A 15,314-nucleotide genomic window follows, 5' to 3' on the forward strand; every position below is an offset into this window, starting at 1 on the left:
AGATCTTCATCGCCCGCCCCGCTGATGTTCTCAAACCTTAGTTTGCGCCGTTTTCGCTGTCTTTACCCTCGCCGCGGGCAAGAATCTCGGCGATCGCATCTTTTCTGGAAAGGTTGATGCGGCCCTTGTCGTCGATCTCGGTGACTTTCACCCAGGTCATGTCGCCCACATTCAAAACATCGGTGACTTTGCCTACGCGGTGATTTTCCAGCTTGGAAATATGCACCAGACCGTCTTTGCCCGGGGCCAGTTCGACAAATGCGCCGAAATCGAGGATGCGCACGACTTTGCCATAGAACAGGTCGCCCACTTCGGGGTCTTTCACAATGGTCAGAATGATCTTTTTGGCGCGTTCGCAATCATCCTGGTTGGTGGAAGCGATGCACACCACGCCGTCGTCGTTGATATCGATTTTGGTGTTGGTGTCGGCGGTGATCTTCTGGATGACAGAGCCGCCCTTGCCGATCACATCGCGGATCTTATCGGGATCGATGGTCAGAGTGATCATCTTGGGGGCATAGGTGGAAAGATGATCGCGGGGCGCGGGGATCGCCTTGAGCATGACTTCATTCAAGATTTCCATGCGTGCCACGCGGGTTTTTTCAAAAGCTTCGCCGATGATCTCCAGGGTCAGGCCGTCGCACTTGATATCCACCTGAATGGCGGTGATGCCCTTTTCTGTGCCCGCCACTTTGAAATCCATATCGCCGAAGAAATCTTCGATGCCCTGGATATCGGTGAAAGTGATATGGCGCTCGCCTTCGGTGACAAGGCCGCAGGAAATGCCCGCGACAGGCGCCTTAATGGGCACGCCGGCATCCATCAAAGCCAGTGTGGAACCGCAGACAGAGCCTTGAGAAGTGGAGCCGTTGGAAGAAACCACTTCGGAAACCAAGCGGAAGGAATAGGGGAATTCTTCGATGGAGGGGATCACAGGATCCAGCGCGCGTTCTGCCAGAGCGCCGTGGCCGATCTCGCGGCGGCCGGGGCTGCGAACGGGCTTTGCTTCGCCGACGCTGTAGCCGGGGAAGTTATAGTGGTGCATATAGCGCTTTTCTTCTTCTTCATAAATGGTGTCGAGTTCCTGAGAATCGCGCAGGGTGCCCAGTGTGGCAATGGTCAACACCTGGGTCTGGCCGCGGGTGAACAGGCCCGAACCGTGAACGCGGGGCAGAACGCCCACTTCGGCCGCCAGGGGGCGAACTTCGGTGAGGCTGCGGCCGTCAACGCGCTTGTGATCATCCAAAATCATGCGGCGAACGACTTTCTTTTGCAGCTTATACATGCATTCGCCGAACAGCGCGTCGCTGTCGGGATATTTTTCGGAAAAATGCTCGATGACTTCGGCTGTCAGCGCGTCGATGGCGCGGTCGCGGTCGGTTTTGTCAACGGCGATCACGGCTTCACGCACGCGGTCGATGCAGAAAGCTTCCACATCCGCCATCAGGTCGGCGGGAACGGCTTTGCTTTCGAATTCGAACTTGGGCTTGCCCAGTTCGGAAGCGATGTGATCGATGAAGGCCGCCAGCTTTTTGATCTCGCCGTGGGCGATCTCAATGGCTTTGAGCATCTGGTCGTCGGGGAACTGATCGGCGCCGGCTTCGATCATGCAGACTTTTTCGCCTGTGCCGGCAACGGTGAGGTTCAGCTCGCTTTTGGCGCGCTGGGCGGAATTGGGGCAAACGACATAAGCGCCGTCAACATAGCCCATGGTCACGCCCGCGATGGGCCCGTTCCAGGGGATATCGGAAATGGAAAGCGCCACGGAAGTGCCCAGCATGGCGGCGACTTCGGGCATATTATCGGGATCCACCGACATCACGGTGCAGTTGATGACAACATCGTTGCGCATATCGGAAGGGAAGAAGGGGCGGATGGGGCGGTCGATCAGGCGGGAAGCCAGGATCGCGCGCTCGGAGGGGCGGCCTTCACGGCGCATGAAGCTGCCGGGGATGCGGCCGACGGCATACAGTCTTTCTTCAAAATCCACCGAGAGGGGGAAGAAATCGATGCCGGCGCGGGGGGCTTTGGATGCGGTGGCGGTGACCAATACGCAGGTCTCGCCGAAGCGCACCATGCAGGAACCGTTGGCGAGGCCCGCCAGTTTGCCGGTTTCGATCACCAGTTTGCGGCCCGCAAGCGTGGTTTCATAGGTTTTTTCGTTGGGAAAAGTCATGGGTGTGATCATAAAACACAATCCTCCTGTTTGATATTCCGCGGAGTCCCTCTGGCTTTTAGCACTTGAATCGGGGCAAAAAAGAACATGGTTTTGCCGCCATTCAACTGCTAAAACGCGGGGGCCCGCAGGGTTGATATGGTTGAAAAAGCAAGGGTCAAAATGCGGAATAAGGGAGGACAGAGTGTCCTCCCTTAAAAAACTTACTTACGCAGGCCGAGTTTCGCCACGATGGCGCGATAACGCTCGACATCTTTCTTTTGCAGATAGTTGAGCAGGCCACGGCGCTGGCCGACCAGCATCAGCAGGCCACGGCGGCTGTGGTTATCTTTCTTGTGGATCTTCAGGTGTTCGTTCAGTTCGTTGATTCTGGCTGTCAGAATCGCGATCTGCACTTCGGGCGAGCCTGTGTCGGTGGGATGCAGGCGGTTCGCTTCGATAACTTCTGTTTTTTTGTCTTTCAGGATCATTGGATAATTCCTCCGTTTAAATTAAAATACACCGCAGGGCTGCGTGACGGGCTACGGGGGGTGCCTTGCTGCACAAGGCTTGCATCCCGAAACGAGGCACAAGGGCATTTACATGAATTATAGCATGAACCCCGTTCTTTGTAAAGAAATAAAATAAGATAAAATCGCAAAAACAAAAGGACCTTTCGGCCTTTGCCTTGACGGCGGCGCAGGGCTTTGCTATATTTATATAATGTACCGCAAAGGGCAGAAATACAACAAGAATTTTTTGCCGCGGGCCAATTTACGCCGCAGGCGCGGCGAAAAGGAGCATGACAATGAACGAGATCAGCAGAGCCAAGCGCATCGTCATCAAAATCGGCACAAGCACCCTGACTTATGAAACGGGGCGCATCAACATCCGCCGTTTTGAGCTGCTGTGCAAAGTCCTTTCGGATATCAAAAATTCAGGGCGCGAGATCATCCTTGTGTCTTCCGGCGCGGTGGGCGTCGGGGTGGCCAAGCTGGGGCTGGAATGCCGCCCAAAGGATATCCCGGGGAAACAGGCCGCCGCCGCGGTGGGGCAATGCGAACTGATGTATCTTTATGATAAATTGTTTTTGGAAAAAAGCCACAAAGTCGCCCAGCTTCTGCTGACGCGCGATGTGTTCGAACGGGAAGTGCGCAAGAAAAACGCCCGCAACACTTTTGAGCGCCTGCTGACGCTGGGGGCCATTCCCATCGTCAACGAAAACGACACTGTTTCCACGGAAGAACTGGAATTCGGCGATAACGACACGCTTTCGGCCATGGTGGGCGTTTTGACAAAAGCGGATGCCCTGATTATTCTTTCCGATATCGACGGCCTTTATGACAGCGACCCCAATAAAAACCCCGATGCAAAGCTGATTCCTTATATTGAAAAAATCGATGAACAGATCGAAGCCATCGCCGGGGGCAGCGCTTCGGGCCTGGGAACGGGCGGCATGACCACCAAGATCCAGGCGGCGAAGATCGCCACTTCCCACGGCATGACCATGGCCATCGTCAACGGATCCGACCCGAATCTGCTCTATGACCTTTTGGATGGCAAGCAGGCAGGCTCACTTTTCCTGCCGCAGAAAGCATAGGAGGAACGAAAAATGGATCATCTTCATCAGCTGGCCTCTCAATCAAAAGAAGCCGCAAGAGCCCTGGCGCTTTATGATACCCAAACCAAAAACCGCGGGCTGGAAGCTATCGCCGCGGCGCTGCTGGCGGGCTGTGACGAGATTCTGGCCGCCAACGCGCAGGATCTGGCCGAAGCCGAAACAAACGGCGTGCGCCCCACGATGCTGGATCGGCTGAAGCTGACCAGAGCGCGCGTGGAAGCCATGGCCGCCGGCGTTTTGCAGGTGAAGGAACTGGCCGACCCTGTGGGCGAAGTGATGGAAACCCTCTGCCGCCCCAACGGCATGAAAATCGAAAAAGTCAGGGTGCCGCTGGGCGTCATCGGCATCATTTATGAAGCGCGCCCCAATGTAACGGTGGATTCCGCCGTTTTATGCCTGAAATCGGGCAACGCCGCTTTTTTGCGCGGCGGCAAAGAGGCGTTTCGTTCCAACAGGGTGCTCGCGAAGATCATGCGCGGCGCGCTGGAACAGGCGGGGCTGCTGCCCGACTGCATCGTGCTGCTGGATGATATTTCGCGCGAAACGGCCGCCGAGATGATGCGCCTGCGCGGCTTTATCGATGTGCTGATCCCCCGCGGCGGCGCGGGGCTGATCCGCAGCGTGGTGGAAAACGCCAGTGTGCCCGTCATCGAAACGGGAACCGGCAACTGCCACCTTTATGTGGATGAAACAGCGGATATAGAGATGGCCGCCCGCATTTTATATAACGGCAAATGCACCAGACCTTCTGTCTGCAACGCGCTGGAAACCGTTTTGGTGCATGAAAAAGCGGCCGCCGCGTTTTTGCCCAAGGCTTACGCGATGCTTGAAAAAGATCATGTGCAGTGGCGCGGATGCCCCCGCACCCGCGAGCTCCTGCCGCAGGCGGAACCTGCCGCGGAAGAAGATTTCGCAACGGAATTCAACGATTATATCCTGGCCTGCAAGGTCGTCGGCAGCGAAGATGAGGCGCTGGAGCATATCCGCCGCTATTCCACAAAACACAGCGAATGCATCGTCACCGAAGACCGGGCCGCCGCAGACCGTTTCACGGCGCAGGTGGATGCCGCCGCCGTTTATGTGAACGCTTCCACCCGATTCACCGACGGCAGCGAATTCGGCATGGGGGCGGAGATCGGCATTTCCACCCAGAAAATGCACGCCCGCGGCCCCATGGGGCTGAAAGAACTGACAAGCTATAAGTATCTGGTTCACGGAAACGGCCAGATCAGAGAATAAAACAGAAATGTTTTGACGAAATGCCCGAAAGCTAACCCTTGCTTTCGGGCATTTCGCATGATATACTGAACAATCGATGAGAGCAACTTAGGATTTTAGGCTCCGCCGCATCGGCTTTTGCGGCGCAAAACCTGTTTGGGGCTGGCGGTTCCGAACATGGTCAAAATCTATCCGCCGGAGAATACTATGTCTATGAATGTAAAACGCCTGGTGCGCTGCGCGATGATCGCCGCGGTGTATGTTACGCTTTGTCTGGTGCTGGCGCCGCTGAGCTATGGAACGGTGCAGATCCGTGTGGCCGAAGCGCTGACGCTGCTGCCCGTGTTCGGCCCCGAATATATCGTGGGCGTCACGCTGGGCTGCCTGCTGGCGAACCTTTTGGGTTCCACTATGGTCGATGTGGTTTTTGGCACATTGGCCACCTTCCTGGCCTGCCTGGTGACTTATTCCCTGCGCAAAACCAGAGTGCGCGGCCTTGCGATCCCCGCATCGATCCCGCCTGTGCTTTTTAACGCCGTCATCGTGGGCGGCATCGAACTGACCTTCTTTATGGGCGAAATGGGCGCCACCGCCAAAATCGCGCTGCTCAATGCGCTTTCGGTGGGGCTGGGTGAAGTGGTCAGCTGCATGATCCTTGGCGTGCTTTTGGTCAAGCTGATCGAAAGTGTTCCCGCCCTTCGTCACAGTTTTTCAGAAAAATGATCCCCGCGAGGCCCATGCAGGCGGAAAGCCGCCGCCGGCAGATCTTGCCGTAAAGCTGCAGGGGCTTTGTTGAAAAGGTGCTTTCTCACAGCGATGGCCGCAAGGTCATCGCTTTTTTTATAGTAGGATCCGATAAAAAATGCCTGATGCGAAACTTGGTCGAATCAAGAGTCGCCCTGCCGACCATGCCGCCGTTATTCGGCATGAAGGAAAGGAAACAATCTTGAAACGCCGCGTTTTGCAGCAGGCATTTGTTTTTTTGAAAAGGGCTTGCGGGTGCGGGATGAGAAAATCAGAAGAAACGGCGGATGGCTTCGGCCACGCCGTCGCCATAAGCTGCGGCAGCGGTATAATCGGCCACTGCTTTCAAAGCAGGGGAAGCGTTGCCCATGGCGACTCCCATGCCGGCCCATTGCACCATGGCGGCGTCGTTGGAATTATCGCCGCAGCAAACCACTTCTTCGGCCTCAACGCCCAGATGTTCGCAGATCAGCTGCAGCGCGGTGGCTTTTGAAACATCGCGGCGCATGATCTCGATCAGATAATTTTTTGAGGCGGCGATGTAAAGATCATCGCCCACCGCTTTTTTCAGTGCTTCGGTGATGGCGGGCGCTTCAGCGGGCTCGACCACCATCACCATTTTCGGGGTGGTCAGATGCGCCGCCGTTTTCAGATCGCCCACTTCACGATAGGGGCAGTTGAGCAGATCGGGGTCGATGGCCGTTTCTTTGGTATAACGCGCGCAGATCAGCGTGTCTTCATGATAAAGCTGCACATAATGGCGATGCTCTTCACAAAAGGCGATGATCTTTTCGACCTTTTCGCGGGGCAGGGGGCGCAGGATCTCGGGGAAACTGCCGTCGGCGCTGCGGATCAAAGCGCCGTTATAGGTGGCCAGCGGCGCGGTGATGCCGAATTCGCGGGCATATTTGCGCGCCGAAGGGAACATGCGGCCCGTTGCCAGCGTCACGATGACCCCGCGGTTCAAAAGCCGGGCGACGCCCTCCCGGGCAGCGGGCGTGGCCGTGAGGTCGCGCGAAAGCAGAGTGTTATCCAGATCCAGCGCAAGCATTCGATAAGACATAGGGAAACTCCTTATAAAACGATCAGACCGTAGCGTTCGACAAGGCGGCGCAGCAGCGATTCTTCCAGCTCGAAGGTGCCGTCATACATGGCGCGGCCGCAAAAGGAAACAAGCGCCTGTTCAAACAGCGCTTCATCCGAAGTGCGCAGGCAGAGCGGAAGATGGATCATATACTGTTCTTCCGCAAAGCGGGCCAGGGCATCTTCGTCATCGATCACCAGCCGCAGCGAAGCGATGCTTTCCGCATTTTCGGCCTCCATCAGCTCATCGATGAAATCGGCGGAACATTCCAGCTCGATGTCGATATCGAAGGTGGGGTCTAACAGAAAAGCATTCCCGTTGGAAACGGCGATGAAATAATCGGGTTCTTTCGGCGGGCAGACCGCCGGCAGATGATCGAAAAAGCCTTTTTCGGCCGCATATTGCGCCAAAGCTTCGGTTTCATGGCTGTCGGCCGCCATCAGAAACGAAAGATGGGGCAGCGGCCATGTTTTCTGCCGCGCATCCTCCAGAGAAAGCACGGCGCCCAAAGGGATGCGGGCGTCTTCATAAAGCGCGGCGATCAGCGCAGGCATCTCGGCCGCAGCCTCTTCATCCTGAGAAGTGAGCAGAACCCCGGCACAGCCCATGCTTTGCAGCAGGATCAAAGCCGCGCCGGCCTGCCAGTTATCAAAAGTTTCGCCGTCGGCATTCAGCGCCAGACAGGCGATAAAAGGCGGCTGCGCCGGCAGATCTTTGCAGGCCAGCAAAGCGGCGCGCTGCTGGGCGACGGTCATGCCGCAATCGGCCAGCACAGGCGCGGCGCCGTTGCGAAGCGAAGATTTGATCTGCGCGATCTGAAGCGAGAAGGGAAGCGTTTCACCGGCTTCATCGGCGGGGGCGGTCAGAATCTGCCCGAGGGGCAGCAGATGGCCGCCTTCGGCGCCTGCTGTGGAAAGCACGGCGGGAAACACAGTGGGAAGAGGTTTCATGGTTAAAACAAGTTCTCCTTTTCGTTTATCGCCCTTTTCCTTTAGGAAGCGGGCTTGTTGTTGATAATATTGCCCAGCTTATCCACAGTATACTGGATCGGCTGCTTGGCATATTCGCGGGCAAGCTCCAGCGCTTTTTGCAGCTGGGTGTCGTCCAGAACCTTCTGGCCCGCAAATTCTTTCAGGCGGGCGTTGATCTTTTGCGCGGTGGCGGTGTCGAGATAATTCTGGGGGGCGATGCCGTAATAGCTGCGGAAATCGTTGAGCGCATCGCGGGTGGCGTTATCGAATTCCATCATATCCGCGCCGGCGGGCTTTTTCAAAAAGCCCAGCGCCGTCAAGGCAAGATTCAGCTTGTGAGTGTCTTCCGACCAGTTGGTGATGTTCAGAAAACGCTCGGGCACAGGCGCGCATTCCGCGGCGGGATGCAGCTTCAGCTGATTACTTACAGTATATTTTGGCGTGATGCCTACACCGTCATAATCTTTCGAAGAGGGCGGGATCAGCTGCAGGCCGGTGAGCACCACGGCGGAATTATCATCGAACAGCAGGTGATATTGGCCGCGGGCTTTGCCATAGGTGGTTTCGCCGATGGTTTCGGCATAGCCCAGATCGCCCAGCGAGCTGACCATGATCTCGGAAGCCGAAGCGCTGCCTTTATCGCAGAGAAGCAGGATCTTGTTGAGGCGGATGCCGATGCCTTCCGAGGTATAGGTGTCGATCTTGGTGTTGTTGCCGTTGCGCGAAGAGATCGAGAAGAAATTCACATCTTTATCGGGGATGAGGCGGTTGATCATGTTGAGCGCCATGTTCACTTCGCCGCCGGGGTTGCCGCGCAGATCAAAGATCAAAACCTTCGATTGCTGTTCGGCCATTTCCTGCAGGGCGAAAACGAATTTCAGATAGCTGGCGGTGTCGGCAAAGCGGGTGAGCTTCATGTAATAGATGCCTTCTTCCAGCTTGCGCGAAGAGAAATTCGAAATTTCGATATAGCTGCGGGTCAGAAGGAAAGTATGGTATTTGCCCTGACGGTTGATGGAAAGCGAGACCTGTGTGCCTTTTTCGCCGCGCAGCAGCGAAGAGGCTTTTTCCATGGAAAGGCCGTGGGCCGAGGTGTTGCCGATCATGTGAAGGATGTCGCCCACCATCACGCCGGCCTTGGCGGCGCTGCCGCCCTCTGTGAGGGCCGCTACGCGCAGATCGGAACCATATTGTTCCAGCGTGACGCCAACGCCCACATAGCTGGCGTTGGTGGGGTAGGTGGTTTCATAACTGCCGGCGGGAACATAGGTGGTATAGCGGTCATAATTCGAAAGCATCGAAGCCATCAGCGCTTCATAAGCGCCGGGGTTTTGTTCAAAAAAGGTGATAAGGCCCTTTTGCAGGGGGTCGTCGCTGGTGGAAGAGCCCAGCCCATACTGGCGGATCATCTGGGCGATCTCGTTGAGGTTTTTATATTGCTCCTGCGGGGTATAGGCCAAAGCGGGCATGGAAAGGCCGATCAGCAGAACGGCGGCGCATAAAAGGGAAAGAATGCGTTTTTTCATGGTCACAACTCCTCTGTTTCATGCAGAACAATGGGTGGATGAAGCCTTGCGTCAACGCGCCGCCCGGCAAAGCCCAGCGGCGCGTATCAAAACATTACATATGGTCGGGCGCGGTGACGCCAAAGGTGGAAAGGGTGTTTTCGATCACCGTCGCCACGCTGTTGCAAAGCGCAAGGCGCGCGTTGCGCAGCGCTTCGGTTTCGGCGTTTTTGATGGGCGAAACGGTATAGAACCGGTGGAACGCGGCCGCCACGGTGGTGGCATAGCGGTTCATGCGGGCGGGTTCCCGGTCGCGGGCGGCGATGCGGATCTCTTCGGGCAGCTTGGCCAGCTCGCGGATGAGCTCGATCTCTTCTTCACTGCGCAGCAGGCTGAGATCGGGGGCGGCGGAAGGCACCACGCCTTCGGCGGCCAGATTTTTCAGGATGCTCTTGATGCGGGCGTGGGCATATTGAACATAATAAACCGGGTTTTCGCTGTCTTCGCGAACGGCAAGGCCCAGGTCGAATTCCAGATGGGTGTCGGCGGCGCGGGAATTGAAGAAATAGCGGGCCGCATCGCAGGAGATCTCATCCAGCAGGTCGGAAAGGGTGATGGCTTTGCCGGTGCGCTTGGACATGCGCACCACTTCGCCGTCGCGCATCAGGCGCACCAGCTGCATCAGAACGATCTCCAGCCGGTTGGAACCATCCAGCCCCAGCGCATCCAAAGCGGCCTTCAGGCGGGCCACATGGCCGTGGTGATCGGCGCCCCAGATGTTGATGACGCGGTCGAAGCCGCGCTTTTCGAATTTTTCGCGGTGATAGGCGATATCCGCCGCAAAATAGGTATAAAACCCGTTGGCGCGGCGCAGAACATCATCTTTTTCGCAGCCGAAATCGGTGGTCTTCAGCCACAGCGCGCCTTCGCTTTCATAGGTGGCGCCCTTTTCGGTCAGCAGATTGATGGTCTCTTCCACATAATGGGTGTTGTGCAGGGTGGATTCGAAGAACCAGTTGTCATAGTGGATGCGGTATTTTTCAAGATCGGCGCGCATCTTGATCAGGTTGCGCTCAAGACCGAAAGCCACCAGCGCGTCGTGGCGCTCTTTTTCGGGGGCCTGCAAATAGCGGTCGCCGTTGATCTCATAAAAAGCCTTGGCCAGTTCGCGGATATCATCGCCGTGATAGCCGTCTTCGGGGAACTCGCGGCTGTCTTCGCCGCGGATGAGCTGCTCATAGCGGCAATCCAGCGAAGCGGCAAACTTTTCGATCTGGTTGCCGGCGTCGTTGACATAAAATTCGCGGGTGACATCGTTGCCCGCGCGGGAAAGCACTTCGGCAAGGCTGTCGCCCAGAACGCCGCCGCGGGCGTTGCCCATATGCATGGGGCCCGTGGGGTTGGCCGAAACGAATTCCACCATGATCTTTTCGGGCTTTTCGGCGGGGGTGCGGCCGTAATGCTGTTTTTCTTCTAAAATATTTTTGACGACATTTTCAAAATAAACGGGGGAAAGGCGCAGGTTGATAAAGCCGGGGCCGGCGATCTCGCAGGAAGCAAACAGCGTGCCTTCCAGAGAAACATTGGCGCAGAGCGCCTCGGCGATCTTGCGGGGGGGCATCCCCAGTTTTTTGGCCGCCTGCATGGCAAAGCTGGAAGCATAGTCACCGTTTTTGATATCCTTGGGCACCTCTACGGGTGCGGAATCAAACGGATGAGAAGGCAGCAGCCCCTGTGCTTCGGCCTGATGATAGGCTTTCAGAATCAGGTCGGAAGCCTGTTCCATTGCGGTCATCACATAGTTCATATCAAAATAACCTCCAAAATATGGTTTCCGGTTTCGGTGTTACGCGGGGCGGATCTCAAGCCTGAGATAGTTGGTGTTGGTATATACATGATCCACCTCCACCGCATAGCTCACCTCTAAAAACCCGCCGTCTTCGCCGAGCTGTGAAGTGAGTGACTGGGTGATGGTGGAAATGTTCAGCGGGCCGTAATTCGATTGGTAAAGGGCGGTGTGGCGCTGGCCGGCGCAAAGGCGAAGCTGGGAACTGACGGCCCCTGTGCGCAGGATGGTCAGGGCGTCGGGTTCGATCTTCATGGTGGTTTTGGTGCCTTCCATGCCGGTGAGGGCGCTTTCTTCATAAACGATATAATATTTTCCGCCGCGCAGATAATATTGGCCGTTTGTCACAAGCTCCACTTTTTCGGGCGATTGATCTTCGTAATCCTGCCGGCCCGAAATAGAAATGATCACATCTTTTTTCACGAAAAAACTCCTGATGGGGGCGCTTTTTTTCACGCCCGAAATTTGGCGGAAATACAGATTCCGTCACATTATAATATCATACCACATTACGGCAAAAATGCAAAAGAAACAGTTCAAAAATCAGCAATTTCAATAAAATGATTAAAAAATAACAAATAGTTCTTTTTTTATTTGTCATTTATGGTATTCTGATAAAAGAGGCACTTGGCTAATTTTTAGACGGAGGAAGATAAGATGAAAATCAATATGACGGAAACAGTTTTACGCGACGCAAACCAATCACTCATCGCGACCCGTATGCCGTTCAGCGATTTCGAGCCCATTCTGGAAACGCTGGATCAGGCCGGCTATTATTCTCTGGAATGCTGGGGCGGCGCAACTTTTGATTCCTGCTTGCGTTATTTGAACGAAGATCCGTGGGAAAGACTTCGCCGAATTCGCAAGGTGGTCAAAAACACAAAGCTGCAAATGCTGCTGCGCGGCCAGAATATTTTAGGCTATAAACATTATCCCGATGACATCGTGAGAATGTTCGTGAGAAAATCGGTGGAAAACGGCATCGATATCATCCGCATTTTCGATGCGCTCAACGATCTGCGCAATATCGAAGTGGCCGTAGACGAAGCCATCAAGGCGGGCGCCCATGTGCAGGGCACTCTGTGCTATACCACAAGCCCCCTTCACACACTGGAAAAATTCGTCGAGCTGGCGAAACAGCTGGAACAAATGGGCTGTCACAGCATCTGCGTGAAAGATATGGCCGGCATCATGAGCCCCAAAGAAGCTTATGACCTGGTGAAAGCCATCAAAGAAAATGTAAAGCTGCCGATCGTTGTGCATACACACTGCACCACGGGTCTTGCCCCCATGACCTATCTCAAGGCCGTGGAAGCCGGCGCCACGACCATCGATTGCGCCATTTCCTGCATGTCGGGCGGCACCTCTCAGCCCGCCACCGAATCGATGAATTACACCCTGAAACAGTTCGGTTATGAAACCGGCCTGAATGAAAAGCTTCTGAAAGAGATCAACGATTTCTTCAAGCCCATCCGCGATAAAGCGCTGGAAACCGGCCTTTTGAACCCGCTGGTTATGGGCACAGCCACCGACGCGCTGGTCTATCAGGTTCCCGGCGGCATGCTTTCGAACCTGGTGGCGCAACTGAAAGCGCAGAACGCGCTGGATCATTTCCAGGAAGTTCTGGAAGAAGTGCCCCGCGTGCGCGCCGATCTGGGCTATCCTCCGCTGGTCACCCCCTCCAGCCAGATGGTGGGCGTTCAGGCGGCCACCAATGTGCTGCTGGGCGAGCGTTATAAAAACATCTCAAAAGAGATCAAGGCTTATATCCGCGGCGAATATGGCCGCGCCCCCGGCCAGCTGAACGAAGAGTTGGTGAAAAAGGTGATGGGCGATGAAAAGCCGCTGGAATGCCGCTTTGCGGATACCTTGGAGCCGGGCTTTGAAAAGGCAAAAAAAGAGATCGGCGAATTGGCGAAATCGGATGAGGATGTGCTTTCTTATGTGGCTTTCCCGCAGATCGCGGAAAAGTTCCTGCAGGAGCGCGCCGATAAGGAAAAGAACACCGCATCCTATGTCATCCGCCAGATCGGCTAAGGAGGATAGAACAGAATGTTAGAAGCAAAACTTGCAATCACACAGATCACCCTGAGCGAATCGCTTGTGGTGGCGCTGCTGGGCATTGTGGTGGTGCTGGCGGTGCTGGCGCTGCTGGCGATCTTGATCTTGCTGCTGTCGAAAGTGATCCAGATGTCGAACGCTTCCAAAGCGGCAAAAGCCCCTGCGCCTGCGGCGATGCCCGCCCCCGCGGCGGCCCCCGTTCCCGCGGCGATGCCTGCCCCCATGGCGGCCGCTGCCCCCGCTGTGATGCCTGCGCCTTCGGCCCCGGTGATGGCGGCTACTGTCAGCGTGCAGGCCGTTCTGCCTCAGACGGAATCGAGAGGCGAATGCGATTTTTACCATGTGGATGATAAAACCGCCGCGATGCTGATGGCGATTGTGGCCGATCAGCTGGGCGCGCCGCTGAACACCCTGCGCTTTAAATCGATCAAAGAACTGGATGAATCTGTGGGAGGAAAATAAAAATGAAATATGTTGTTACTTTAAACGGCAAGAATTATGAAGTGGATGTCGAAAAGGGACAGGCGATCTTAGCTTCTGTCACCGATGCCCCCGTTGCGGCTCCCGCGCCTGTTGCAGCCCCCGCACCTGTTGCAGCCCCCGCGCCTGTTGCGGCTCCTGCGCCTGTTGCAGCCCCCGCACCTGTTGCGGCTCCTGCGCCTGTTGCGGCTCCCGCGCCTGTTGCCGGCGGCACCAAGGTGGAAGCGCCTATGCCCGGAACGGTTGTTGAAGTGAAAGTAGCGGTAGGCCAGGCCGTGAAAGAAGGCGATGTGCTGAGCATCATCGAAGCCATGAAAATGGAAAATGAAATTACCGCCCCCTGCGATGGAACCATCGCACAGGTGGCAACAGAAAAAGGCAGACAACTCAACACAGGTGATCTTCTCTTCGTGATTGCGTAAGGGAGGGCCGACAAATGAATATGCTCGAAACTCTGAAGGGCTTGGTAATGGATTCCGGGTTTGCGGCGCTGACGGTTCAGCAGGCCATTATGATCGTGGTAGCCTGTGTGCTGCTGTATCTGGCCATTGTGAAGAAATTTGAACCGCTGCTGCTGCTTCCCATTGCGTTTGGCATGTTGATGGTGAACCTGCCCCTGGGCGGGCTGATGAGCCCGCCGCCCGATGGCGAACCGTTTACAAAAGCCGGGCTGTTTTATATTTTCAGCCAAGGCGTAAAAAGCAGTATTTTCCCCTGCCTGGTGTTCCTGGCGGTGGGCGCCATGACCGATTTCGGCCCCTTGCTTTCAAACCCCGCCAGCTTGCTTTTGGGCGCTGCGGCCCAGCTTGGCATCTATGTGGCGTTTGTTTTGGCGATCGCCATGGGCTATGTGTTTCCCGGTATTCAGTTCACGCCGCAGCAGGCGGCTTCCATCGCGATCATCGGCGGCGCGGATGGGCCGACGGCCATCTTCCTGACCACCAAACTGGCCAGCGAACTGCTGGCGCCTATTGCAGTGGCCGCTTATTCCTATATGGCGCTCATCCCGCTGATCCAGCCGCCCATCATGCGCCTTTTGACAACAGAAAAAGAGCGCAAAGTGAAAATGACCCAGGGCCGCGTGGTTTCTCAAAAAGAGAAGATTATTTTCCCCATCGCGGTGACCATCATCGTTGGCATGATGCTGCCTTCCGTAGTGCCGCTGCTCGGCATGCTGATGCTTGGCAACCTGCTGCGTGAATGCGGCGTGACCGAGCGCCTTTCCGATACGGCGCAGAATGCGCTTTGCAACATCGTCACGATTTTGCTGGGCACTTCTGTGGGCGCCAGCGCCGACGGCGCCATTTTCTTAAAGCCGCAGACCTTAATGATCATCTTTTTAGGGCTCACGGCGTTTGCCTTCTCCACCGCGGGCGGTGTGCTTTTCGGCAAACTGCTCTGCAAGATCACAAAAGGCAAGATCAACCCGCTGATCGGCGCGGCCGGTGTTTCGGCGGTGCCCATGGCGGCGCGTGTTGCCAATGTGGAAGGCCAAAAATACAATAGATCCAACTATCTGCTGATGTATGCCATGGGGCCCAATGTGGCCGGCGTCATCGGCTCCGCGGTGGCGGCGGGCTTCCTGTTGAAGCTTTTCGGCGCTTAAACCGCAGGAAAAGGACATAAAAA

The 15,314-nt window shown here is 55.9% G+C and carries 14 protein-coding genes and 1 riboswitch; of the genes, 7 read left to right on the top strand and 7 right to left on the bottom strand.

What is annotated here, in order from left to right; all coding sequences use genetic code 11:
• Window positions 1-37 precede the first annotated feature (37 nt).
• Both ACJA3I_RS03910 and rpsO read right to left on the bottom strand, forming a co-directional pair.
• The gene (locus ACJA3I_RS03910) at window positions 38-2,188 is read right to left on the bottom strand and encodes a polyribonucleotide nucleotidyltransferase (RefSeq protein WP_458863466.1); all 2,151 of its coding nucleotides are present in this window, start codon (window positions 2,186-2,188) and stop codon (window positions 38-40) included.
• Window positions 2,189-2,379: 191 nt separating this feature from the next.
• A complete protein-coding gene (gene rpsO / locus ACJA3I_RS03915) occupies window positions 2,380-2,643 on the bottom strand; it encodes a 30S ribosomal protein S15 (RefSeq protein ID WP_458863819.1) in 264 nt (87 codons plus the stop codon).
• 320 nt (window positions 2,644-2,963) lie between these two features.
• Here rpsO and proB point away from each other — a divergent pair, with 320 nt between their 5' ends.
• From proB to ACJA3I_RS03930, 3 genes are all read left to right on the top strand, one after another.
• Complete coding sequence (gene proB, locus ACJA3I_RS03920; RefSeq protein ID WP_458863467.1) at window positions 2,964-3,755, top strand: glutamate 5-kinase; 792 nt, start codon at window positions 2,964-2,966, stop codon at window positions 3,753-3,755.
• Window positions 3,756-3,767: 12 nt separating this feature from the next.
• A complete protein-coding gene (locus ACJA3I_RS03925) occupies window positions 3,768-5,015 on the top strand; it encodes a glutamate-5-semialdehyde dehydrogenase (RefSeq protein ID WP_458863468.1) in 1,248 nt (415 codons plus the stop codon).
• Window positions 5,016-5,095: 80 nt separating this feature from the next.
• A riboswitch (PreQ1-III riboswitch) is annotated at window positions 5,096-5,195 on the top strand.
• A 6-nt stretch (window positions 5,196-5,201) separates the two neighbouring features.
• Window positions 5,202-5,717: a QueT transporter family protein gene (locus ACJA3I_RS03930; protein ID WP_458863469.1), complete on the top strand. Its 516-nt coding sequence runs from the start codon at window positions 5,202-5,204 to the stop codon at window positions 5,715-5,717.
• Between the two features lie 292 nt (window positions 5,718-6,009).
• On the opposite strand, the gene ACJA3I_RS03935 is transcribed toward ACJA3I_RS03930, so the two are convergent.
• The 5 genes from ACJA3I_RS03935 to ACJA3I_RS03955 form a co-directional block, all read right to left on the bottom strand.
• Window positions 6,010-6,801 (bottom strand): Cof-type HAD-IIB family hydrolase, encoded by a 792-nt coding sequence (locus tag ACJA3I_RS03935; RefSeq protein WP_458863470.1) that lies wholly within the window; start codon window positions 6,799-6,801, stop codon window positions 6,010-6,012.
• Window positions 6,802-6,812: 11 nt separating this feature from the next.
• Entirely contained in the window at window positions 6,813-7,772 is a 960-nt protein-coding gene (locus ACJA3I_RS03940; protein WP_458863471.1) for a hypothetical protein, read from the bottom strand.
• A 41-nt stretch (window positions 7,773-7,813) separates the two neighbouring features.
• On the bottom strand, window positions 7,814-9,319 hold the full coding sequence (locus ACJA3I_RS03945) for a S41 family peptidase (protein ID WP_458863472.1): 1,506 nt from the start codon (window positions 9,317-9,319) through the stop codon (window positions 7,814-7,816).
• A 94-nt stretch (window positions 9,320-9,413) separates the two neighbouring features.
• The gene (gene argS, locus ACJA3I_RS03950; RefSeq protein ID WP_458863473.1) at window positions 9,414-11,105 is read right to left on the bottom strand and encodes an arginine--tRNA ligase; all 1,692 of its coding nucleotides are present in this window, start codon (window positions 11,103-11,105) and stop codon (window positions 9,414-9,416) included.
• 39 nt (window positions 11,106-11,144) lie between these two features.
• The gene (locus ACJA3I_RS03955; RefSeq protein ID WP_458863474.1) at window positions 11,145-11,567 is read right to left on the bottom strand and encodes a YwiB family protein; all 423 of its coding nucleotides are present in this window, start codon (window positions 11,565-11,567) and stop codon (window positions 11,145-11,147) included.
• Window positions 11,568-11,801: 234 nt separating this feature from the next.
• Here ACJA3I_RS03955 and ACJA3I_RS03960 point away from each other — a divergent pair, with 234 nt between their 5' ends.
• From ACJA3I_RS03960 to ACJA3I_RS03975, 4 genes are read left to right on the top strand one after another with little or no spacing between them, the layout of a single operon-like run.
• Window positions 11,802-13,181, top strand: coding sequence for an oxaloacetate decarboxylase subunit alpha (locus tag ACJA3I_RS03960; protein ID WP_458863475.1), 1,380 nt, complete (start codon window positions 11,802-11,804; stop codon window positions 13,179-13,181).
• Window positions 13,182-13,196: 15 nt separating this feature from the next.
• Window positions 13,197-13,667 carry an OadG family transporter subunit gene (locus ACJA3I_RS03965; protein ID WP_458863476.1) on the top strand — a complete coding sequence of 157 codons (471 nt, stop codon included), beginning with the start codon at window positions 13,197-13,199 and terminating at the stop codon, window positions 13,665-13,667.
• A 2-nt stretch (window positions 13,668-13,669) separates the two neighbouring features.
• Window positions 13,670-14,107, top strand: a complete 438-nt coding sequence (locus ACJA3I_RS03970) for a biotin/lipoyl-containing protein (protein ID WP_458863477.1) — start codon at window positions 13,670-13,672, stop codon at window positions 14,105-14,107.
• A gap of 14 nt (window positions 14,108-14,121) precedes the next feature.
• Window positions 14,122-15,291 (top strand): sodium ion-translocating decarboxylase subunit beta, encoded by a 1,170-nt coding sequence (locus ACJA3I_RS03975; protein ID WP_458863478.1) that lies wholly within the window; start codon window positions 14,122-14,124, stop codon window positions 15,289-15,291.
• Window positions 15,292-15,314 lie beyond the last annotated feature (23 nt).

The organism is Acidaminobacterium chupaoyuni (genome assembly GCF_047936785.1).
GTDB classification, from domain to species: Bacteria; Bacillota; Clostridia; order Oscillospirales; family Butyricicoccaceae; genus Acidaminobacterium; species Acidaminobacterium chupaoyuni.

Excerpts from the sequence above, each read along its gene's own strand:
- ACJA3I_RS03910 (WP_458863466.1), bottom strand. The coding sequence starts at position 2,188 with ATGATCACACCCATGACTTTTCCCAACGAAAAAACCTATGAAACCACG.
- proB (WP_458863467.1), top strand. The coding sequence starts at position 2,964 with ATGAACGAGATCAGCAGAGCCAAGCGCATCGTCATCAAAATCGGCACA.
- ACJA3I_RS03925 (WP_458863468.1), top strand. The coding sequence starts at position 3,768 with ATGGATCATCTTCATCAGCTGGCCTCTCAATCAAAAGAAGCCGCAAGA.
- ACJA3I_RS03930 (WP_458863469.1), top strand. The coding sequence starts at position 5,202 with ATGTCTATGAATGTAAAACGCCTGGTGCGCTGCGCGATGATCGCCGCG.
- ACJA3I_RS03935 (WP_458863470.1), bottom strand. The coding sequence starts at position 6,801 with ATGTCTTATCGAATGCTTGCGCTGGATCTGGATAACACTCTGCTTTCG.
- ACJA3I_RS03940 (WP_458863471.1), bottom strand. The coding sequence starts at position 7,772 with ATGAAACCTCTTCCCACTGTGTTTCCCGCCGTGCTTTCCACAGCAGGC.
- ACJA3I_RS03945 (WP_458863472.1), bottom strand. The coding sequence starts at position 9,319 with ATGAAAAAACGCATTCTTTCCCTTTTATGCGCCGCCGTTCTGCTGATC.
- argS (WP_458863473.1), bottom strand. The coding sequence starts at position 11,105 with ATGAACTATGTGATGACCGCAATGGAACAGGCTTCCGACCTGATTCTG.
- ACJA3I_RS03960 (WP_458863475.1), top strand. The coding sequence starts at position 11,802 with ATGAAAATCAATATGACGGAAACAGTTTTACGCGACGCAAACCAATCA.
- ACJA3I_RS03965 (WP_458863476.1), top strand. The coding sequence starts at position 13,197 with ATGTTAGAAGCAAAACTTGCAATCACACAGATCACCCTGAGCGAATCG.
- ACJA3I_RS03970 (WP_458863477.1), top strand. The coding sequence starts at position 13,670 with ATGAAATATGTTGTTACTTTAAACGGCAAGAATTATGAAGTGGATGTC.
- ACJA3I_RS03975 (WP_458863478.1), top strand. The coding sequence starts at position 14,122 with ATGAATATGCTCGAAACTCTGAAGGGCTTGGTAATGGATTCCGGGTTT.